Source organism: Micromonospora sp. DT46, from assembly GCF_049841735.1.
GTDB lineage: Bacteria > Actinomycetota > Actinomycetes > Mycobacteriales > Micromonosporaceae > Micromonospora > Micromonospora reichwaldensis.
Genome location: NZ_JBNCKW010000008.1, coordinates 243,235 through 263,919 on the forward strand (window position 1 = coordinate 243,235; position 20,685 = coordinate 263,919).

The 20,685-nt window shown below is 74.0% G+C and carries 20 protein-coding genes; 12 read left to right on the forward strand and 8 right to left on the reverse strand.

The annotated features are described in order from the left end of the window. Positions 1 to 125: 125 nt before the first annotated feature. The 4 genes from ACLQ20_RS23375 to ACLQ20_RS23390 all read left to right on the forward strand — a co-directional run bounded on the left by ACLQ20_RS23375 (position 126) and on the right by ACLQ20_RS23390 (position 4,895). Positions 126 to 2,738: a glycoside hydrolase family 9 protein gene (locus ACLQ20_RS23375; protein WP_425857686.1), complete on the forward strand. Its 2,613-nt coding sequence runs from the start codon at positions 126 to 128 to the stop codon at positions 2,736 to 2,738. 211 nt (positions 2,739 to 2,949) lie between these two features. Continuing rightward, entirely contained in the window at positions 2,950 to 3,885 is a 936-nt protein-coding gene (locus ACLQ20_RS23380) for a hypothetical protein (protein WP_425857687.1), read from the forward strand. Between the two features lie 50 nt (positions 3,886 to 3,935). Next, complete coding sequence (locus ACLQ20_RS23385; protein ID WP_151456714.1) at positions 3,936 to 4,196, forward strand: hypothetical protein; 261 nt, start codon at positions 3,936 to 3,938, stop codon at positions 4,194 to 4,196. Positions 4,197 to 4,361: 165 nt separating this feature from the next. Continuing rightward, on the forward strand, positions 4,362 to 4,895 hold the full coding sequence (locus ACLQ20_RS23390) for a GNAT family N-acetyltransferase (protein WP_425857688.1): 534 nt from the start codon (positions 4,362 to 4,364) through the stop codon (positions 4,893 to 4,895). 52 nt (positions 4,896 to 4,947) lie between these two features. On the opposite strand, the gene ACLQ20_RS23395 is transcribed toward ACLQ20_RS23390, so the two are convergent. The 3 genes from ACLQ20_RS23395 to ACLQ20_RS23405 are packed head-to-tail and all read right to left on the reverse strand — an operon-like array spanning position 4,948 to position 7,657. Beyond that, positions 4,948 to 5,913: a TIGR03885 family FMN-dependent LLM class oxidoreductase gene (locus tag ACLQ20_RS23395; RefSeq protein WP_358118986.1), complete on the reverse strand. Its 966-nt coding sequence runs from the start codon at positions 5,911 to 5,913 to the stop codon at positions 4,948 to 4,950. Between the two features lie 55 nt (positions 5,914 to 5,968). After that, positions 5,969 to 7,381: an NADP-dependent succinic semialdehyde dehydrogenase gene (locus ACLQ20_RS23400; RefSeq protein WP_425857689.1), complete on the reverse strand. Its 1,413-nt coding sequence runs from the start codon at positions 7,379 to 7,381 to the stop codon at positions 5,969 to 5,971. Between the two features lie 12 nt (positions 7,382 to 7,393). Continuing rightward, positions 7,394 to 7,657, reverse strand: a complete 264-nt coding sequence (locus ACLQ20_RS23405) for a DUF6343 family protein (RefSeq protein WP_151456710.1) — start codon at positions 7,655 to 7,657, stop codon at positions 7,394 to 7,396. A 279-nt stretch (positions 7,658 to 7,936) separates the two neighbouring features. On the opposite strand from ACLQ20_RS23405, the gene ACLQ20_RS23410 reads away from it, so the two are divergent. Together ACLQ20_RS23410 and ACLQ20_RS23415 are read left to right on the forward strand one after the other, a co-directional pair. Next, positions 7,937 to 8,560, forward strand: a complete 624-nt coding sequence (locus ACLQ20_RS23410) for an antibiotic biosynthesis monooxygenase (protein ID WP_132235902.1) — start codon at positions 7,937 to 7,939, stop codon at positions 8,558 to 8,560. 201 nt (positions 8,561 to 8,761) lie between these two features. Then, a complete protein-coding gene (locus tag ACLQ20_RS23415; RefSeq protein ID WP_327027603.1) occupies positions 8,762 to 9,613 on the forward strand; it encodes a GDSL-type esterase/lipase family protein in 852 nt (283 codons plus the stop codon). 72 nt (positions 9,614 to 9,685) lie between these two features. On the opposite strand, the gene ACLQ20_RS23420 is transcribed toward ACLQ20_RS23415, so the two are convergent. The 3 genes from ACLQ20_RS23420 to ACLQ20_RS23430 form a co-directional block, all read right to left on the reverse strand. After that, entirely contained in the window at positions 9,686 to 10,444 is a 759-nt protein-coding gene (locus tag ACLQ20_RS23420) for an EcsC family protein (protein WP_370518956.1), read from the reverse strand. A 38-nt stretch (positions 10,445 to 10,482) separates the two neighbouring features. Beyond that, on the reverse strand, positions 10,483 to 10,626 hold the full coding sequence (locus tag ACLQ20_RS23425) for a hypothetical protein (RefSeq protein WP_165947802.1): 144 nt from the start codon (positions 10,624 to 10,626) through the stop codon (positions 10,483 to 10,485). A gap of 103 nt (positions 10,627 to 10,729) precedes the next feature. Continuing rightward, complete coding sequence (locus ACLQ20_RS23430; RefSeq protein WP_327027600.1) at positions 10,730 to 11,572, reverse strand: peptidase M23; 843 nt, start codon at positions 11,570 to 11,572, stop codon at positions 10,730 to 10,732. 417 nt (positions 11,573 to 11,989) lie between these two features. Here ACLQ20_RS23430 and ACLQ20_RS23435 point away from each other — a divergent pair, with 417 nt between their 5' ends. From ACLQ20_RS23435 to ACLQ20_RS23445, 3 genes are read left to right on the forward strand one after another with little or no spacing between them, the layout of a single operon-like run. Beyond that, complete coding sequence (locus ACLQ20_RS23435) at positions 11,990 to 12,910, forward strand: proteasome assembly chaperone family protein (protein ID WP_151455215.1); 921 nt, start codon at positions 11,990 to 11,992, stop codon at positions 12,908 to 12,910. Positions 12,911 to 12,947: 37 nt separating this feature from the next. Beyond that, positions 12,948 to 13,745, forward strand: coding sequence for an exodeoxyribonuclease III (locus ACLQ20_RS23440; protein WP_151455214.1), 798 nt, complete (start codon positions 12,948 to 12,950; stop codon positions 13,743 to 13,745). A 28-nt stretch (positions 13,746 to 13,773) separates the two neighbouring features. Further along, positions 13,774 to 14,088: an antibiotic biosynthesis monooxygenase gene (locus ACLQ20_RS23445; protein WP_327027597.1), complete on the forward strand. Its 315-nt coding sequence runs from the start codon at positions 13,774 to 13,776 to the stop codon at positions 14,086 to 14,088. Between the two features lie 38 nt (positions 14,089 to 14,126). Here the strand turns inward: ACLQ20_RS23445 and ACLQ20_RS23450 are convergent, their stop codons facing one another. Both ACLQ20_RS23450 and ACLQ20_RS23455 read right to left on the reverse strand, forming a co-directional pair. Continuing rightward, positions 14,127 to 14,804, reverse strand: a complete 678-nt coding sequence (locus ACLQ20_RS23450) for a class F sortase (protein WP_151455212.1) — start codon at positions 14,802 to 14,804, stop codon at positions 14,127 to 14,129. Positions 14,805 to 14,812: 8 nt separating this feature from the next. Further along, positions 14,813 to 15,436, reverse strand: a complete 624-nt coding sequence (locus ACLQ20_RS23455) for a hypothetical protein (RefSeq protein ID WP_425857774.1) — start codon at positions 15,434 to 15,436, stop codon at positions 14,813 to 14,815. Between the two features lie 228 nt (positions 15,437 to 15,664). Between ACLQ20_RS23455 and trmB the strand changes: the two genes are divergently transcribed. The 3 genes from trmB to ACLQ20_RS23470 all read left to right on the forward strand — a co-directional run bounded on the left by trmB (position 15,665) and on the right by ACLQ20_RS23470 (position 20,639). Then, positions 15,665 to 16,294, forward strand: a complete 630-nt coding sequence (trmB, locus tag ACLQ20_RS23460; protein ID WP_425857775.1) for a tRNA (guanosine(46)-N7)-methyltransferase TrmB — start codon at positions 15,665 to 15,667, stop codon at positions 16,292 to 16,294. A 112-nt stretch (positions 16,295 to 16,406) separates the two neighbouring features. After that, positions 16,407 to 18,911: a DEAD/DEAH box helicase gene (locus ACLQ20_RS23465; protein WP_151455210.1), complete on the forward strand. Its 2,505-nt coding sequence runs from the start codon at positions 16,407 to 16,409 to the stop codon at positions 18,909 to 18,911. 357 nt (positions 18,912 to 19,268) lie between these two features. Next, positions 19,269 to 20,639: an MFS transporter gene (locus ACLQ20_RS23470; protein ID WP_425857690.1), complete on the forward strand. Its 1,371-nt coding sequence runs from the start codon at positions 19,269 to 19,271 to the stop codon at positions 20,637 to 20,639. Positions 20,640 to 20,685 lie beyond the last annotated feature (46 nt).

Below are 20,685 nucleotides of genomic sequence, written 5' to 3' on the forward strand. Positions count from 1 at the left end.
CCACGCCATCCAGCCGGATCGATTGACAGGGTGCCGGCGGCACTGGAACCATCGACAGGGCCTGGGAGCGCTCCCAGGTCGCTACCGCCATCCCCCGTCCCCGCAGTCGTCCGGAAGGAACACCCGTGACGCCATCCCGACGTCGCCTCGCACTGCTCGCGACCGCGACCGCCCTCGCCCTGACCGGAGCCACCGCCGGCACCGCCCACGCCGAACCGCCCCCCGACGCCCCCGAGCAGATCGACAACGGCGACTTCAGCGCCGGCGTGTCCCCCTGGTTCTCCTACGGCACCGGCCCGCTCGCGGTCACCGACGGCCGGCTCTGCGCCACCGTGCCCGGCGGCCTGGCCAACCCGTGGGACGCCGGCATCGGCCAGGACGGCGTGCCGCTGGTCGCCGGGGCCGAGTACACGCTCGGCTTCGACGTCTCCGCCACCCCCGGCACCGCCGTCAAGGCCGTCCTGCAACTGGGCACCGCCCCCTACACCACGTACGCCAGCGTCGACGCCACCGCCGGCGGCACCGCCCAGCGGTTCGAGAAGACGTTCACGGTGCCCGAGGCGAACCCCGCCGCCCAACTGATCTTCCAGGTCGGCGGCAACGCGGCCGAGCAGACCGTCTGCCTCGACGACGTCTCGCTGCGCGGCGGCGACCCGCCCGCGCCGTACGTGCCCGACACCGGGCCACGGGTGCGGGTCAACCAGGTCGGCTACCTGCCCGGCGGACCGAAGAACGCCACAGTGGTCACGTCGGCGACCGACGCCCTGCCCTGGCAGCTCAAGTCGGCCGCCGGCACCGTCCTGGCCAGCGGCAGCACCACCCCGCGCGGCGTCGACGCCGCCTCCGGGCAGAACGTGCAGACGCTCGACTTCTCGTCGTACCGGACCCCGGGGACGGGGCTGACCCTGACCGTCGACGGCGAGACCAGCCACCCCTTCGACATCTCGGGCACCCTCTACGACCGGCTGCGCGCCGACTCCCTCCAGTTCTTCTACGCCCAGCGCAGCGGCATCGCCATCGACGGCGACCTGATCGGCGCGGAGTACGCCCGCCCGGCCGGGCACCTCGGCGTCGCGCCCAACAAGGGCGACACCTCCGTGCCCTGCCAGCCGGGCGTCTGCGACTACTCCCTCGACGTGCGCGGCGGCTGGTACGACGCCGGCGACCACGGCAAGTACGTGGTCAACGGCGGCATCGCCACCTACCAGCTGCTGAACACCTTCGAGCGGACCCGCACGGCCGCCACCGCCGGGCACGGCGCGGCCCTCGGCGACAGCACGCTGCGGGTGCCCGAGCGCGGCAACGACGTACCGGACGTGCTCGACGAGGCCCGCTGGGAGCTGGAGTTCCTGCTGCGCATGCAGGTGCCGGCCGGCAAGCCGCTCGCCGGGATGGCCCACCACAAGATCCACGACCGGAACTGGACCGGGCTGCCGCTCGCCCCGCACGACGACCCCGAGCAGCGCGAACTGCACCCGCCGTCGACCGCCGCCACCCTCAACCTGGCCGCCGTCGCCGCCCAGTGCGCGCGGCTCTTCGCCCCCTACGACGCGGCCTTCGCGAAGCGCTGCGGCACGGCGGCGAAGACGGCCTACGCCGCCGCCAAGGCCAACCCGACGCGGTACGCCAGCCCCGCCGACAGCACCGGCGGCGGCGCGTACGACGACACGAACGTCACCGACGAGTTCTACTGGGCCGCCGCCGAGCTCTTCCTGACCACCGGGGAGCAGCCGTACCTGGCGGACCTGACCGCGTCGCCGCACCACACCGGGAACGTGTTCGACCCGCGCGGCTTCGGCTGGCAGGGCGTCGCGGCGCTGGGCCGGCTCGACCTGGCCACCGTGCCGAACGGACTGCCGGCCGCCGACCTGGCCCGCGTCCGCGCCTCCGTCACCGCCGCCGCCGACGCCCACCTCGCCGAGGCGGCCCGGCAGGCGTACGGGCTGCCGATGCCCGGCGACCCGGACAGCTACTTCTGGGGCGGCAACAGCAACATCATCAACAACGCGGTCGTGCTGGCCACCGCCTTCGACCTGACCAGCAACGCGAAGTACCGCGACGGCGCGGTGCAGGCGATGGACTACGTCCTCGGCCGCAACGCGCTGAACATCTCGTACGTGACCGGGTGGGGCGAGCACGCGGCGGAGAACCAGCACAGCCGGATCTTCGGCCACCAGCTCGACCCGGACCTGCCGAAGCCGCCCGCCGGCTCGCTGGCCGGCGGCCCGAACGCCGCCCTGCAGGACCCGTTCGCCGCCAAGCTGCTCGCCGGCTGCAAGCCGATGTTCTGCTACGTCGACGACATCAACTCGTACGCGACCAACGAGGTGGCCATCAACTGGAACTCGGCGCTGGCCTGGATCGCCTCGTTCCTGGCCGACCAGGGCGACTCGAAGGCGGTGCCGGCGCCCATCTGCTCCGCCACGTACACCAACTACGGCGCCTGGCAGGGCGGCACCGGGTTCACCGCCCAGGTGACCATCCGCAACACCGGCACCAGCGCGATCGACGGCTGGGCGGCCCGCTTCGCCTTCACCGGCGACCAGAAGGTACGCGAGGCGTGGCTGGCGAAGGCGACCCAGGCGGGGGCCACGGTCACCGCGAAGAACGAGTCGTACAACGCCAGGATCGCCCCGGGCGGCACCGTCACCTTCGGCTTCAACGCGGTGACCGGCGGCGGCGCCAACCCGGCGCCCGGCCTGATCACCGTCAACGGCGCGGCCTGCGCGCTCTCCTGACCGACCCGTGGTCCGGTGCGCGCCCAGGCGATCCGTCGCCTCGGCCGCACCGGCCCGAATCGTCCCAGGTGACGAGCGCGTCGCCCGCGTAACGGCCTCCCCCGGGTCCCCGGGGGAGGCCACCACCGGGTCCGGCCGCGACGCGGGCCGTGCGGCCGGCAGCCGCCGAATCCGGTGGACGGCAGGCGGGGCGTACGACAGGGTTGCCGGCATGGACGACGCGGAGCGGCGGGTCTGGTCGCGACTGCCGGACGACACCCGGAGCGCCCTGGCCGGCCTGAGCCCGGCGGACCTGCGCACGCTGCTGCTGGCGGTGGCCCGGGACCGGGCGGCGGCGGTACGCCCGGCGGACCTGGTCCGCCGCTGGCGCACGGACCGCTTCACCCGGCCGGCGGCGGCCGACCCCCGCGCGCTGGCCGCCGTCGAGGCCCGCCTGTGGGAACTACTCCCGGCGGAGTTCGCCGGCGTCGACCTCTCCCCCGTCGCGCCGATCGGCACCTGCTCAGTCGTCACGCCGATGAGCCAGAACCGCATCGTCACCACCTTCCGCGCCACCGAGGTGCTCAGCGACCCCACCAACGCGCTCGCGATCGAGGCCGCGGTGCGCCGCCGGGAACAGCCGGCCGGCGGCACCGTGCACCTGGCCGCCTGCCACCGGGTGCTGCGGGCGCAGGACTTCGGGCCGACCTGGTCGGCGCACTTCCGGCTCTTCACGCTGGTCTCCAGCGCCCGCGACACCGGCTCGGGGCGCACCGAGGCACGGCTGCTCACCCTGCACCTGGCGTACTGGCGCACGGTGCTCGCCACCCTGCTGCCGCCGTCGGCGGCGGCCCGGGTGCGCCTGACGTTGCTGGACAGCCCCGTGGTCGGGGAACGGATCGCCGACACCGTCCGGCCGACGCTGGGCCCGGCGGGCGTGCCGCTGGTGGACGAACCGGAGCGCCGACGCGGCCGGGGCTACTACGTCGACGCGGCGCTGCGGATCACCGCTGGCAACGGCGCCGACGAGGTCGAACTCGGCGACGGCGGCTTCACGGACTGGACCGCCCGGTTCACCAGCGACGCCAAGGAACGCTGCCTGACCTCCTGCCTGAACACCGAGCGGCTCGTCGCGCTTGCCGAGGCCCGGCGGCCAGCGGCGCCCTGACCACGATCAGCCGGCCCAGAGCCTGGCGGAGCCCGCCTACCATCATGGCCATGGATGCAACGGGGTGGATCCTGACCGGGATCGCGGCGACGGTCGTCGCCCTCATCCTGGTCGTGCTGCCGCTGAGCAGGCGGCGGGCGTCGCCGCCCGACGGGCGGGACGCGGCGTTGACGGCGGCGCGCAGGGCCATCCGGCAGTCCCGCCGGGACGGACGGCGCCGTGGGCGGGGCAGCCTCCGCGGCGAAGGGTACGGCGGGGATCCCAGCACGATGGGCACCGCCAGCTCCGGCGACTCGGGCGGGACGCCATGACCTCCCGGCGTAGCTGGCGCCCGGAGCGGTGAATCGTCCACGACATCAGCTCGACAGCACGAGCGCGGGGAGACCGCCTCCCTGGCCGGGGCTCGCGGCGTCGAGGGCCGACGTCCAGTCCAACCTGCTCGCGTCGAGACACCTGGTTGTAGCAGCATGTCCGTCATGAGCGACCAGCGGAGCCTGGGTCTGCGTCCCGGCGGCCCGACCGACGCGCCCGCCGTGCTGCGGCTGCTCGACGACGCCACCGCCTGGCTGGCGGCGCGGGGTCGCACCGGCCAGTGGGGCACCGAGGCGGCCTCGACCGACCCGCGGCGGGTCGCGCAGGCCGAGGCCTGGGCGAGCGGCGGCGGGCTGTGGCTGGCGACGCTCGCCGACCGACCGGTCGGCGCACTGGTGGTGGGGACGGCGACCGAGTACGTGCCACCCGCCACCGAACCCGAGCTGTACGTGAACCTGCTGGTCACCGACCGCGCACACGCCGGGTCGGGCATCGGCGGCCGGCTGCTGGCGCACGCCGCGGAGCTGGCCCGGGAGCGCGGGCTCGGCCTGCTGCGGGTGGACTGCTACGCGGGCGACGACGGCGCGCTGGTCCGGTGGTACGAGCGGCAGGGCTTCATCGCCACCGACCCGTTCACGGTCGAGCGCCCGGGCCGCGACCCGTGGCCCGGGCAGGTCCTCGTCCGCCGCCTGCCCTGACGCCGGTCCGCTCACCCCGGGCCGGCACCGCGCAGGCCCGGGACGGGACCGCTCAGCCGGCGCTGCGCAGCTTCGGCAGCACCTCGGCGCCGAACGCGTCGATGAAGGCCCGCTGCTCCTGCCCGACGTGGTGCAGGGCGATCTGGTCGAAGCCCAGCTCCAGGTACTCCTCCAGCCAGCCGACGTGCCGGCCGAGGTCGGCGGATACGTTCACGACGTCGTGGACCTTCTCCATCGGCACGTCCTGCGAGACCACGTCGAAGTGCTCCGGGGTCTCCAGGTCCCAGCAGACCGGCGGGGCGAAGACGTTGCTGCGCCACTGGTCGTACGCGAGCCGCTCGGCCTCGGCCTGCTCCGGCGCCCAGCTCACGTGCACCTGGAGGTGCAGCGGGCCGCGCCCGCCGGCGTCCCGGTACGCGTCGATCATCTGCCGCAGGTGCGCGGTCGGGGCGTTCACGGTGATCAGCCCGTCCGCCCACTCGGCGCACCAGCGGGCGGTGGCCACGCTGACCGCCGCCCCGATCAGCGCCGGCGGCTGCTCCGGCCGGGTCCACAGCTTCGCCCGGTCCACCCGGACCAGGCCGTCGTGGCTGACCTCCTCGCCGGCCAGCAGCGCGCGGATCACGTCCACGCACTCGCGCAGCCGGGCGGTGCGGACGTCCTTGCGCGGCCAGTCGTCGCCGGTGATGTGCTCGTTGCTCGCCTCGCCGGTGCCGAGGGCGGCCCAGAACCGGCCCGGGTACATCGCCCCAAGGGTGCCGATCGCCTGGGCGATGATGGCCGGGTGGTAGCGCTGCCCGGGGGCGTTGACCACTCCGAACGGCAGGTTGGTCGCCTGGAGCGCGGCCCCCAGCCAGGACCAGGCGAAGCCGGACTGGCCCTGCCGCTCGCTCCAGGGCGCGAAGTGGTCCGAGGACATGGCGGCGTCGAAGCCGGCCCGCTCGGCGTGGATCACCGCCTCCAGCAGGGCGCGGGGATGGATCTGCTCGTGGGACGCGTGGAAGCCGAACACCGTCATGGCGTCACTCCGTACCCACGACGGCGTCCGGCTACGCCGACGAAGCCGGGCGGGGCTACTCCGCGTGCGCCCCGGCGCCGGCCGAGGCGGCCCCCTCGCCCACCCAGACGGTCTTGGTGTTGCAGAACTCCCGCATGCCGAGCGCGGAGAGCTCGCGGCCGTAGCCGGAGTTCTTCACCCCGCCGAAGGGCAGTTCCGGGTAGGACGTGGTCATCCCGTTGACGAAGACGTTCCCGGCGTCGAGGTCGACGGCGAAGCGCTCCTGCTCCTGCGGGTCCCGGGTCCAGGCGTTGGACCCCAGGCCGAAGGAGGTGCCGTTGGCCACCTCGATCGCCTCGTCGTACGACGACACCCGGTAGAGGCCCGCGACGGGCCCGAAGACCTCCTCGGACCACATCCGCATCTCCGGCCTCAGGTCGGTGACCACGGTCGGCGGGTAGAACCAACCGGGCCCGGCGGGCAGCTCGCCGCCGCAGAGCACGGTGGCGCCCTTGTCGACCGCGTCCCGCACCTGGGCGTGGATCTCGTCGCGCCCGCCCTCGCTGGCCAGCGGGCCGACGTCGGTGTCGGGGTCCATCGGATCGCCGACCCGCAGGGCCGCCATGTTCGCGGCGAACTTCTCGGCGAAGGCGTCGAAGACGTCGGCGTGCACGATGAACCGCTTGGCCGCGATGCAGGACTGGCCGTTGTTCTGGCAGCGGGCGGTGGTGGCGACCTCGGCGGCCCGGTCCAGGTCCGCCGACGGCATCACCACGAACGGGTCGCTGCCGCCGAGCTCCAGCACGGTCTTCTTCAGCTCCCGGCCGGCGATCTGGGCGATCGACCGGCCGGCGCCCTCGCTGCCCGTCAGCGTCGCCGCGCGCACCCGCGGGTCGCTGAGCACCCGGTCGACCTCGGCTGAGCCGACCAGCAAGGTGGTGAACGCCCCCTCCGGGAAGCCGGCGCGGCGGAACAGGTCCTCCAGCAGCAGCGCGGTCTGCGGCACGTTGGAGGCGTGCTTGAGCAGGCCGGTGTTGCCGGCCATCAGGGCCGGCGCGGCGAAGCGCAGCACCTGCCACAGCGGGAAGTTCCAGGGCATCACCGCGAGCACCGGCCCGATCGGCTGGTAGCGGACGAAGGCGCGGGTGGCCTTGACCGCTCCGGCGTCGGCGGGCTCGTCGGCGAGGAACTCGGCCGCCTTCGCCGCGTAGAAGCGGCAGGCGGCGGCGCACTTGGTGACCTCCGCCTGGGCCGAGGCGTACGTCTTGCCCATCTCGGTGGTCATCAGCCGGGCGATCTCGTCGCGCTCGGCCTCCAGCAGGTCGGCCGCCGCGTTCAGCCAGCGCCCGCGCTGGTCGACGGTGGTGCCGCGCAGCTGGCGGTACGCCAGGTCGGCCCGCTCGATCGCGGCGTCGATCTGCTCCGGCGACATCGGTTCGTACGTCTTGAGCGTCTGTCCCGTGGCGGGATTGGTGGTCGCGATGGGCATCTCGTACTCCTGTCACTCGAAGAGTGAGTGGCGGGCTCCCGGTTCCTCCCGGCGGCGGGCGGCGCGGCGCCGCTGGATGATGATCAGGTCGACCACGGCGACCACCGCGAAGACCACGCAGAGGACCCCGAGCCACACCAGGTCGGCGTTGAACGCCAGCACCGCGAAGACGGTCATGGTCACCAGACCGAACCCGGCGAGCACGAGCCGCATGTTGAGCGCGCTGTAGGCGTGGCCGACCGTGCCACGGGCGCGCCGGGGCTGCGATCTCGTCATCTCACCGACCTACCCCCGATCGACCCGCTTAACCCGCCCCGGCGGTGGGCCCCGGGCTCCCCCTCCTCCCCCGCTCGGGTTGGCCGGCCGCCACCCCGCCGATCGGCCGCGCCGGCCCCGCCGGTCCTGCCGCGTCGGCCCTCGCGGTGGGCCGCGCCGGCCCCACCGGTCCTGCCGCGTCGGCCCTCGCGGTGGGCCGCGTCACCCCGCTGGTGGGGTGCGTCATACCGGTGGCCCGTGAGCCTGTCGAACCGGCTCCGAGCGGAGAGGATGGCCGGTATGACGATGACCCACGCGCTGCCGGTGACCGTCGCCGTCGCCCGGCGCACCGACCCCGCCCGGACCAGCGAGATGGTGGCCTGGATGCGGGCCGGCACGGCGCTGGCCGAGGCGTTCCCGGGGTTCCTCGGGTCCGGCTGGGTACGCAGCGCGCCCGGCTCCGGGGAGTGGCACATCATCTACCGCTTCGCCGACCACGACACCCTGCGCCGCTGGGAGGAGTCCCCGCAGCGGCACTGGTGGCTCTCCTCGGCGCAGGGCATCGTCGAGCACACGCGGGTCGAGCGGCGTACCGGCGTCGAGGGCTGGTTCGACCCGCCGCAGGAGCACGTGGCGCAGACCGTGCCGGTCAGCGCCGAGCCGACGGTCCCGCCGCCCTCCCCGCCGCGCTGGAAGCAGGCGGTGACGATCTGGCTGGCGTTCTTCCCGCTCAGCCTGACCGCGACGCTGCTCACCAGCCGTTTCCTCCCGGACGTGCCGCTGGCCGCCCGGGTGCTGATGATGACCCTCACGCTGACCCCGCTGATGACCTACCTGGTGCTGCCCCGGATCACCCGGACCCTGCACTGGTGGCTGCACGGCCAGCCCGCGCCCTGGCGCGCCGACCCCCGCCTGGCGCGCTGACCCCCGCCCGACCCACCGGCATCCGCCTCGCGCGCTGGCCCCCGCCCGCCACGCTGGCCCCGCCTGACGTATCGATCCGCTAGCATGCGAAGCCGAGCGGGAACAGCCCTCTGCCGCATTGTCGACAGCGGCGGGTTGCCCCACCGGGGCCGCGCTTAGAGTTACCGCGCTGTCGCTCTCCGCTGCGGGACTGGGGATGGTATGCCTCGACGCTGGGTCACCGTGGCCGCCTGCCTGCTGGCGCTGGTCGCGCTCGCCTGCGAGGGCGGCGGGGAGCCCGGCTCCCGCCCGCCCCGGGAGACGCCGTCGCCCGGCTCGCCCGGCGGCATCGCGGCCCTCGGCGACTCGATCAGCACCGGCTTCGGCTCCTGCCTGGTGCTCGTCTCGTGCGAGCGCAACTCCTGGTCCACCGGCGACGGGCTGCGCGTCGACAGCCTCTACCGGCGGCTGCTCGACCGGAACCCGGCGATCCGGGGCAAGGCCCACAACCACGCCAGCCCCGGGGCCCGCGCGGCGTCGCTGGAGGGGCAGGCCCAGCGGGCGGTACGCGACCGCGTCGACCACGTCACCGTGCTGATCGGCGCCAACGACGTGTGCCGGGGCGGCATTGAGGCGATGACCCCGGTGAAGCAGTTCCGCGCCGAGGTGGACCGCGGCCTGCGGGTGCTGCGGCAGGGGCGACCTAAGGCCAGGGTGCTGGTGGTGAGCGTGCCCAACCTGCACCGGCTCTGGGAGGTCGGGCACACCGACGCGCGGGCGGTGCGGGCCTGGAAGCGGGGCGTCTGCCCGGCGCTGCTGGCCAACCCCACCTCGACGGACCCGCTCGACCGGGCCCGCCGGGCGGCCGTGCGGGAGCGCATCGCCGACTACAACGCCCAGCTCGCCGCCGCCTGCAAGGCGTACGGCTCGCGCTGCCGGCACGACGGCGGGGCGGTGCACCGCGTGCGGTTCGACCTGGAGCTGGTCAACCCGCTGGACTGGTTCCATCCCAACGCCGCCGGGCAGGACCGGCTGGCCGACGTGGCGTGGCGCGCCTCGGGCCTCGGCTCCTGACCCTGCCGGCCGACCGCACACCCGCAGGGGCGGGCGGGCGGACGGGCGGCGGGATGGCGGGTGACGACCGGCTCAGGGCCGGCGGGGCTCGGGGACGGTCGGTCCGCCGTGCTGGCGGTAGAGGGCGTGGGAGCGCACGGCGAGATCCTTGGTGGCCGACGAGTTGGCCCAGGTGCCGAGCACGATCGCCGCGCCGGGCACCACCTTGGCGAAGACCCGCTTCGCCGCGCGTACCCCGGCCATCTGGGCCAGTCGCACGCCGAGGCGCAGCATGACCTTGCCGAGCGGGTTCTGCCCCCCGCTGCCGAAGAGGGCCCCGGCGCGCTCCCGGCCGGCGGCCACCCCGAGCGCGAGCCGGGCGCTCTCGGCGACCTTGTGCACCTTCTGCAGCACCAGCAGGTCGGTCGCCCGGTCGCCGTGCAGCGGGTCGACCCCGTACGCGGCGGCGACGTGCAGCACCATCCGGGCCTGCGTCCAGGCCAGGATCCCCACGTCGATCACGGCGCCGGGCAGCCCGGCGGCGCCCGACACCGCCCCGGAGAGCCGGGCGTGGTTGACGAACTTGCGTACTGCCTGCTCCGCCAGGGCCTCGGCGGAGACGCCGGGCTGCTCGGCCCGGGCCCGCGCGGCCCACTGCGCCGCCTCCGGCCCCAGCCGGCGTACGGCCTCCAGGGCGAGGTGCTCGGGGGCGTACTGCGGGTCCTCCCGCATCCGGTCCCAGAGCTTCAGCGGCGGCGCCTCGGTGGCCTCCTGCGTCGGTGCCGGAACCACGGCCGGCGGCTGAGGTCCTCCGGCGACGCGCTGGTCGTCGGCGGGCGCGGGATCGGTCACAGGGTCTCCCGGGGGTCGGAGAGGTCGGCGGTGACGGGTCAGCGGCGGTTCTGGAGCTTGGCCGCGAGACCCCGGAGCTTCTGCTGGGTGCCGGGCTTGGCCAGCTCGCGACGGCCACGGTCGACCATCTGCTGACCCTTGGGCGAACGCAGGAAGGTGCTGATCCGCTGCATCAGTGACATGTCGTCCTCCAGTCGGTGGTGCCTGTTCCATGTGTACCTCGGAGCGACAACACATGTACCCCGGATGCGCGAACCGCAACCGTCCACTGTGGTTGGTAGAAGCCTACTGCCCGGCCTCCAGGCACGCCGCGACGACCTTGGAGGCGCGCCACTCGTGCTTGGCGTAGTGCTCCGGGTAGGCGGAGATCTGCACCGCCTGGGCGGCGTCGGTGAGCCGCATCTGCTGCCAGCCCGGCACCCGCGCCAGCGCCGAGAGGAACTGTCGGGTGGCGAACTCCGGGTCCATCAGCTCACCGACCTCGCCCCAGCCGCTGCTGGAGCGCTGCTGGAACAGCCCGACCGAGTCGTGGTCCCACCCGATGCCCTGGTGCGGGTACTCGCGGGACTCGGGGAGCACCCCGCTGGCGACGTTGTAGAGGTTGCTCTCCTGCATCGCGGTGGCGACCGCGATCACCAGCGCGCGCCGGGGCATCCCCATCTCGCGCCCGGTCCGCACGATCTCCTCGGCGTTCTCCATCTGGGCGTCGTCGAGCCCGACGACCGGGGCGGGGTCGATCGGCTTGCGGGTGGTCTTCTCCGGTGCCGGGGTGGTGGTGTCCGGGTCGGCGGCGCGGGTCGGGGTCGGGCTGGCGGAGGTGGCGACGCGTTCCACCTTGCGGGAGGCCGGGTCCGGCTCGGCGCGCTCGGCGAGCGCGGAGGGGGCGGCGGCGGGGGCCGGGTCGGCGGAGTCGTCCCCCGCGCCCTGGGCGACGGCGGTCAGGCCGAGACAGCACAGCACGCCGGTGGCGAGGGCGATCCGGGCCCGGGCGGGCCCGCGTGTCAGCAGGTGGGCGTACGCCCCGGCGGCGCGGAGGGCGGTTGACCGAACGTACGAGGGGGTATCGTTCGAACGGCCAACCGGGTCACCGGGGGCGATCTGGTCGTCGAGGGTGCGGTCGTCACGCATCAGCCGAGGCTAGGCAGGCCCACCCGCCGATCACCCCGGGTGATCTCGTGGCTTTCCTCACGATATGGGCTGGGCCGGGTGGACGCCCCTGCCGCCCCGGGCAGCCCGGGGGACGGACCTCGCGGACCGGTCAGACCTCCGGGTCGCCCCGGCCCGCCCCTGCGCGCCCGGAACACGGACAAACCCCCACCGTCCGGCCCATGATCCCCAAACTCGCCCGTTCGGCCGATAGCCTGGTCGTCCTGACGGTCAACGTTCCTCGTCCGCCGGTGGGCTTGCGGGCATACGCCCGATTACCGGACAGGTGACGACCCGCGGCGGGGCGCGGCGAGGAATGCACGAGGATGGCGGGTACGTTCCCCGAACCGGGTGCCCTCGCGCGGCGACCCGTACGCACGACCAGGGAGGTCCGCACCGGTGCTCGACCCACACGAGCTCTACGAGCTCACCGACGATCTGCCCGACCTCGGTCAGCCGGTCCTGATCCAGACCCTCACCGGCTTCGTCGACGCCGGCAGCGCCACCCGACTGGCCAGGGAGCAGCTGCTCACCTCCCTGGACGCCCGCCCGATCGCGCGGTTCGACGTCGACCAGCTCTTCGACTACCGCTCGCGCCGCCCGGTGATGACCTTCGTCGAGGACCACTGGGAGTCGTACGACGCCCCGGCGCTGGAGCTGCACCTGCTCCGCGACGACGACGAGACCCCCTTCCTGCTGCTCACCGGCCCGGAGCCGGACCTGCAGTGGGAGCGCTTCGTGGCCGCGGTGGCCGGCATCTCCGCGCGGCTGGACGTCCGGCTCACCGTCGGGCTCAACTCGATCCCGATGGCCGTGCCGCACACCCGGCCCGCCGGGGTGACCGCACACGCCACCCGCCGCGAGCTGATCGCCGGCTACGAGCCGTGGTTGCAGCGGGTGCAGGTGCCGGGCAGCGTCGGGCACCTGCTGGAGTACCGCCTCGGCGAGCTGGGCCGTGACGCCCTCGGTTTCGCCGCCCACGTTCCGCACTACGTGGCGCAGACGGAGTACCCGGCCGCCGCCGAGGTGCTGCTCGCCTCCGTGTCCCGCAGCACCGGGCTGCTGCTGCCCCGCGACGGGCTGCGTTCGGCGGCCGAGGTGGTCCGGGTGGAGATCGACCGGCAGGTCGCCCAGACCGACGACGCCGCCCAGCTGGTGCAGGCCCTCGAGGAGCAGTACGACGCGTTCGCGCGCGGCCGGGGCGAGAGGAACCTGCTGGCCGCCGAGGCCGGGCCACTGCCCACCGCCGACGAGCTGGGCGCCGAACTGGAGCGGTTCCTGGCCGAGCAGACCCGCCCGGGCGACACCCCGGGCAGCTGAACCGGCGACACGCGCGGGGATGGGGCAGGCTGGTCACATGCGCCTGGCGACCTGGAACGTGAACTCGGTGAAGGCCCGCCTGCCCCGGCTGCTGGACTGGTTGGCGGGCACGGGCCCCGACGTCGTCTGCCTCCAGGAGACGAAGTGCCCCGACGGCGCCTTCCCGGTGGCCGAGGTGGGCGAGCTGGGTTACACGGTGGCCAGCCACAGCGACGGCCGGTGGAACGGGGTGGCGATCCTGTCCCGGGTCGGCCTGGCGGACGTCACGGTGGGGTTCCCCGGCGAGCCGGGCTTCCCCGATCCCGAGGCCCGGGCCATCTCGGCGACCTGCGACGGGGTCCGGGTCTGGTCGGTGTACGTGCCGAACGGCCGGGCCCCGGACGACCCGCACTACGCGTACAAGCTCGCCTGGTTCGCGGCGCTGCGGGACGCGGTCGAGGCGGAGCTGACCGGCGGCCCGCCGCTGGCGGTCTGCGGCGACTTCAACGTGGCGCCCACCGACGCCGACGTCTGGGACCCGGCGCTGTTCACCCACTCCACGCACGTCACCCCCGCCGAGCGGGCGGCCCTCGCGGCGCTGCGCGACCTCGGGCTCTCCGACGTGGTGCCCACGCCGATGAAGGGCCCGCACCCGTTCACCTACTGGGACTACCGGGCCGGCATGTTCCACCAGAACAAGGGCATGCGGATCGACCTCGTGTACGCCTCGGCGCCGTTCGCCCGGGCGGTCCGCTCCGCGTACGTGGACCGGGAGGCGCGCAAGGGCAAGGGGCCCTCCGACCACGCGCCGATCGTGGTCGACGCCGACCTGGTTCCGGCCGTCGAGTCGTTCTGAGCCCCGGCCCCGTCGCTAGGGTGGAGCCATGGCAGTCGTGAAGATCAACGCGATCGACGTCCCTCCAGGCGCGGGCGAGGAGCTGGAAAAGCGGTTCGCCGCGCGGGCCGGGGCGGTGGAGAACTCCCCCGGTTTCCTCGGCTTCGAACTGCTGCGCCCGGTGGCCGGGGAGAACCGCTACTTCGTCTACACCCGCTGGGAGACCGAGGAGGCCTATCAGGCGTGGGCTGCCGGCCCTTCCCGCGCCGCCCACGCCGGGACGGGCGAGAAGCGTCCCCCGGTCGCCTCCGGCGCCACCCTCCTGGAGTTCGAGGTCGTCCAGCAGGTCCCACCCCGCCCCTGACCCGTCGCGCGAGGCGGTACGTGAGTGGGAGCCTGCGTTCAGGGGTTGCGGGAGGAGAGCAGGGTGGCGAAGGCGATGATGTTGTCGGCGTAGCCCGTCCGGCCGCCGAGCCAGTCGCCGCCGCAGGTGATCAGGCGCAGGCCCGCGGGGCCCTCGTCGCCGTAGACCCGCTCCGCCGGCAGCCGCTCCTTGGGGAAGTGCTCCACGGAGTCCACCCGGAACACCACGACCGATCCGTCCGCCCGGGCCACCTCGACGGTGTCGTCCGGGCGCAGCTTGTGCAGGTCGTAGAAGACCGACGGGCCGCGCTTGGTGTCCACGTGCCCGACGATGACCGACGGGCCCGGCTCACCCGGGGTGGGGCCCCGGTCGTACCAGCCGGTCTCGTCGGCCCGCTCCAGCGGCGGGACGGCGATGGAGCCGTCCCGGGCCTGGCCGACGGGAGCCACCGGGGCGGACACCTTGATCGCGGGAATCGACAGGCGCACCGGCCGGCTGGCCGCCAGCGCGCCGTTCTCGCTGCGGGCCGGCCGGTCCTGTCCCCCGCCGGCGGCCCAGTCGAACGGCCCGGCGGTGCGCCCCAGGCCCGCGCCGGTGGCGAAGACCCCGGCCAGCACCAGCACCACCGCCAGCGGCACCGACCAGGGGCGGCGTCCGGGCGGCCGTGGGCTGCGGGCCGCTGTGGTGGCCGACTGCGGGGCGGGTGCGGGGACCATGACCGGGCTCAGCGACGGGCGGTACGCGGGCGGCGCGCCGACCGGACCGCGAGCACGATGCCGGTCACGATCAGCGCGAGGCCACCCGGAAGCAGCAGCCCGCCGGTGAAGCCACCGCCACCACCACCGAACCCGGTCGCCGGGCCGCGACTGGGCTTCACGGCCTTGACGACCTGGAGCATGGTCGAGGCGGTCTCGCCGTCGCGGCACTCCAGCTTGATCCGGTAGTTGCCGGGCCGGGTGCGCTCCCGCACCATCGGCGCGGCGGTCAGCGTGCCGTGCTGCGGCTGCACCTGCACCCGGCCGAAGGCGTCCGAGACCACGGTGGCGGGGACCGAATTGTCCTGGCAGCTGGCCCGGATCCCCACCAGGAAGCCGGGCTCGACGGTGCTCGGGCTGACCTCGACGAAGACGCGCGGCCCCGGCGGTCCCGGCTGGGGCGCGCCGGCCCGGGCCAGCAGAGCGCCGCCGGACCTGGAGGCGACGCCGGACGGCGGGGACGACAGGGCGGCAAGGACGGTGGTGGACGACAGGGCGACGCCGGACGGCGGAGCGGCGGTGGCCGGGGCGGCCGCGAGCAGGGGACCGGCGACCACGGTCACGATCGCCAGCGCCACACCGCCGCGGTGCACCGACACGACGCCCCCTCCCGGCGCGTTGGGGCAGTGCCGGGCAACACCAGACACCCGGTCTGCCGTACGGGATGGATCCTCTCATCCCCGGGCGAACATCACATCCGATTCGGCGCGGTCGTCGCGTACCCTCGGGTCGTTGTGACCTTCACCGACTCCCCCGCCGCCGCCGTCCCCGCGCCCGCCGCCGCCCGGACGATCCGGACCTTCCATCCGCGCCGTGGCCGGATGAGCAGCCGCCAGACGGACGCCCTCGACCGGCTCTGGCCGGTCTACGGCCTGGACGTGCCGGAGCGGCCCGGCACGCCGGTGGACCTGGCCGGCCTGTTCGGCCGGCGGGCCCCGCTGGTGCTTGAGATCGGCTCCGGGATGGGCGACACCACGGCCGAGATGGCCGCCGCCGACCCCGGTCGAGACTATCTGGCGGTCGAGGTGCACACGCCCGGAATCGCCAACCTGCTGGACCTGGTGGACCGGCACGGCCTGCGCAACGTACGGGTGGCGCAGGGCGACGCCCTGGACCTGGTCGCGGGCCTGCCGGAGGCGTCGCTGGACGCCGTGCACGTCTTCTTCCCCGACCCCTGGCCCAAGTCCCGGCACCACAAGCGGCGGATCATCCAGCCGGCCCACGTGGCGCTGCTGCGCTCCCGGCTGGTGCCCGGCGGCACCCTGCACTGCGCGACCGACTGGGCCGAGTACGCCGAGGCGATGCGCCAGACCCTGGACGCCGACCCGGGGCTGGTCGACGCGCACGACGGCTTCGCTCCCCGCCCCGCCCACCGCCCGGTCACCAAGTTCGAACGCCGGGCCCTGCGGGCCGATCGCCCGATCTTCGACCTGATCCACCGCCGGTCGTGAGAGGAAGGGCCCCCTGTCAACGGATTCCGTTGCACGGGGGCCCTTCCTGACACCCTGGGCGCACGGATCCGGTTGGCGCTCGGGGGCATGACCCAGGCACCATGGACGCGCTATGACGCTCACCGCCGCGCTGCCGACAAGCGCCGACCCCGACACCCTCTTCGACGCGTTCGCCGGCTGGGCGAAGGAGCGCGGCCTCGACCTCTACCCCCACCAGGAGGAGGCGGTCATCGAGATCGTCTCCGGCGCCAACGTGATCATGAATACGCCGACCGGCTCCGGCAAGAGCCTGGTCGCGATCGCGGCGCACTTCGCGGCCCTGGCCGACGACCGGACGACCTTCTACACCGCGCCGATCAAGGCGCTGGTGTCGGAGAAGTTCTTCGCCCTCTGCGAGGTCTTCGGCGCGGACAACGTGGGCATGTTGACCGGCGACGCCAGCGTCAACGCCGACGCGCCGATCATCTGCTGCACCGCCGAGATCCTCGCCAACCTGGCGCTGCGCGAGGGCGACCGGGCCGACGTCGGCCAGGTGGTCATGGACGAGTTCCACTTCTACGCCGAGCCCGACCGGGGCTGGGCGTGGCAGGTGCCGATCATCGAGCTGCCGCAGGCCCAGTTCGTCCTGATGTCCGCCACGCTGGGCGACACCACCCGCTTCGTCGACGACCTGACCCGGCGTACCGACCGGCCCACCGCCGTCGTCCGCTCCGCCGAGCGGCCGGTCCCGCTGATCTTCTCGTACGCGATGACGCCACTGCACGAGACCCTCGAAGAGCTGCTGGAGACGAAGCAGGCGCCCGTCTACGTCGTGCACTTCACCCAGGCCGCCGCCCTGGAACGCGCCCAGGCGCTGATGAGCGTCAACGTCTGCACCCGCGCTGAGAAGGACATGATCGCCACCGCGATCGGGAACTTCCGGTTCACCTCCGGGTTCGGCAAGACCCTGTCCCGGCTGGTCCGGCACGGCATCGGCGTGCACCACGCCGGGATGCTGCCCAAGTACCGCCGGCTCGTCGAGACCCTCGCCCAGGCCGGCCTGCTCAAGGTCATCTGCGGCACCGACACCCTCGGCGTCGGGATCAACGTGCCGATCCGCACCGTGCTCTTCACCGGCCTGTCCAAGTACGACGGGGTGCGCACCCGGCTGCTCAAGGCGCGCGAGTTCCACCAGATCGCCGGCCGGGCCGGGCGGGCCGGGTTCGACACCGTCGGCCGGGTGGTCGTGCAGGCCCCCGAGCACGTCATCGACAACGAGAAGGCGCTCGCCAAGGCCGGCGACGACCCGAAGAAGCGGCGCAAGGTGGTGCGCAAGAAGCCGCCGGAGGGCTCCATCGGCTGGGGCAGACCCACCTTCGACCGCCTGGTCGAGGCCGAGCCGGAGCCGCTCACCTCCAGCTTCCAGGTCAGCCACTCGATGCTGCTCAACGTCATCGGCCGTCCCGGCGACGCGTTCGCCGCGATGCGGCACCTGCTCACCGACAACCACGAGGACCGCGCCGCCCAGCGCCGGCACATCCGGCGGGCCATCGCCATCTACCGGGCGCTGCGCGCGGGCGGGGTCGTCGAGCAGCTCGACGAGCCCGACGAGACCGGGCGGCGGGTCCGCCTCACCGTCGACCTCCAGCTCGACTTCGCCCTCAACCAGCCGCTCTCGCCGCTAGCGCTCGCCACGATCGAACTGCTCGACGTCGAGTCCCCCGCGTACGCCCTCGACGTGCTCTCGGTGGTCGAGTCGATCCTGGACGACCCGCGCCAGGTGCTCTCCGCGCAGCAGTTCAAGGCGCGCGGCGAGGCGGTCGCCGCGATGAAGGCCGAGGGCATCGAGTACGAGGCCCGCCTCGAACTCCTCGACGGGGTGACCCACCCGAAGCCCCTCGCGGAGCTGCTGGACTCGGCGTACGAGATGTACCGGCAGGGGCACCCGTGGGTGGCCGACCACCAGCTCTCCCCCAAGTCCGTCGTCCGGGACATGTACGAGCGGGCGATGACCTTCACCGAGTACGTGCAGTTCTACGGGCTGACCCGGTCGGAGGGCCTGGTCCTGCGCTACCTCGCCGACGCGTACAAGACGCTGCGGCAGACAGTGCCCGAGGACGCCAAGACCGAGGAGCTGGTCGACCTCATCGAGTGGCTCGGCGAGCTGGTCCGGCAGGTCGACTCCAGCCTCATCGACGAGTGGGAGCGGCTGCGCAACCCCACCGACGCCGCCGAGGCCGCCGAGGCGCTGGACGACCGCGTGCCGGCGGTCACCCGCAACGCCCGGGCCTTCCGGGTGCTGGTGCGCAACGCCCTGTTCCGCCGGGTCGAGCTGGCCGCCCTGCGCCGCTGGTACGACCTCGGCGAGCTGGACGCCGCGTCGGGCTGGGACGCGGACGCCTGGGCCGACGCGCTGGAGCCGTACTTCGAGGCGTACGACTCGATCGGGGTGGGTCCGGACGCCCGCGGCCCGGCGCTGCTGATGATCGAGCAGGGCCGGGAGCGGTGGACGGTCCGGCAGATCCTCGACGACCCCGAGGACGACCACGACTGGGGCATCAGCGCCGAGATCGACCTCGCGGCCTCCGACGAGGCGGGCGCGGCGGTCGTCCGGATCACCTCGGTCGGCCAGCTCTAGCCACCGCCTCGACCGTGGGGGCCGGCTCCGGCCGGCCCCACCGCGGTGCTCCGGGTGCCCGCAGGCAGGTATCGCGTTGCCGGGGTGAACCGCCCTGGACTAGGTTGACCCCGTGCCCGCCTCGGACAGGGTGCGCCGCCCCTAGCGGCGGCGCGAAACCCCAGACTGCCGAACGCTCTGCGTTTCCGCTCCGCCGCATCAGCGACCCTTCGCCGGTGTGGCCGTCCGAGCTGCCCGGCTCCGCATGCGATGTCCGGAGCCTTTCGTGAACAATTCTGCATCCACCTGTCCCGTCCCCTGTGACGCTCCCCGCTTCCGTCTCCTCCTGACCGTCGTCGTCCCGGGTCGGTGGTCGCGGTGAACGCGCGTGCCCTCACCCTGACCGCGGTGCTGTTGTCGTCGCTGTCGTTCCCGCTGACCATCACCGGGGCGTCCGTCGCGCTTCCCGGCATCCAGCACGACCTCGACACGTCGCTCACGACGGCGCAGTGGGTCGTCAACGGCTACAACCTCTGCTTCGCGGCGTTCCTGGCCTTCGGCGGCTCGCTCGCGGACCTGCTCGGCAAGCGCCGCCTCTTCACCGCCGGGGTCGCGGTCTTCCTCGCCGGCAGCGTGCTGTGCGTGCTGGCCCGGGACGCCACGGTCCTCAACCTCGCACGCGTCCTCGCCGGCACGGGTGCGGCAGCGGCGACGGCGACCGGTCAGTCGATCCTGGCGGCGACCTTCGGCGGACCGGCCCGGACCCGGGTGTTCGGCGCGCTCGGCGCGGTCCTCGGCGTCGGCCTCGCGTTCGGACCCACGATCTCCGGCCTGCTGGTGGACGCGCTCGGATGGCGGGCCGTCTTCGCGGTCCCCGCCGCGCTGGCGGGAGTCGTGCTGCTGGTGTGCCCCTTCCTGCCCGCCCTGCCTGGCGCGAGAAGGAGGATCGACTGGGCCGGCGGCACGCTGTTCACCGCCGCGCTCGCGCTCCTCATCTGGGCCTTCGTCGAGGCACCCGCCCTGGGAGCCTCGCATCCGTCGGTGCTCGCCGCGCTTCTCGCCCTCGTGATCTGCGGGATCGCGTTCGTACGCGTCGAGAAGCGCGGCACCGACCCGATGTTCGACCTCGGCCTCCTGCGCGACCGGAGCTTCGTCGGGTACTCGCTGGTCGCCGCGACCATGATGGGACTGCTCGTTCCCCTTCTGGTCTACCTGCCCTCCTACCTCATCGACGTCGCCGGCCTCGACGCCGGACGAGCCGGGCTGTGGATGCTCATGCTCACCCTGCCCTCGGTGGCCCTGCCCCCGGTCGGCGCGGCGGTCGCGCATCGCTCGCCCCGCCTGCTGTCGGTCGGGGCGATCGCCCTCGGCACGGCCGGCATGTTCACCCTCACCACCATCGGGCCCGACAGCACACCGGGTTCCCTCCTGCTCCCGCTGCTGCTGATCGGGACCGGTGTCGGCGCCACCACGGGCGTGATCGACGGACTCGCCATCGCCAGCGCGCCCGTCCGACGGGCCGGCACCGTGGCCGGGCTGTTCAACACCGGCCGGCTCGTCACCGAGACGATCGCGCTCGCGCTCGTCGGCTCCACCCTCGCCATCGTCAGCGGCGGGCACCTCGCCGGCGACGGCTTCACCGCCGCGCTGCGCGTCGTCGCGACGGCGCTCGGCTGCTTCGGCGCCGCCTCCGCCGTCGCTGTCGGTCTCCTCCTGCGACGACGGGATGCCGGGCGCCCGGCGGCGTGACGGCGCTGACGCCGCGCGTCCCGGCGCCCGCCACGTGCCGGGACGC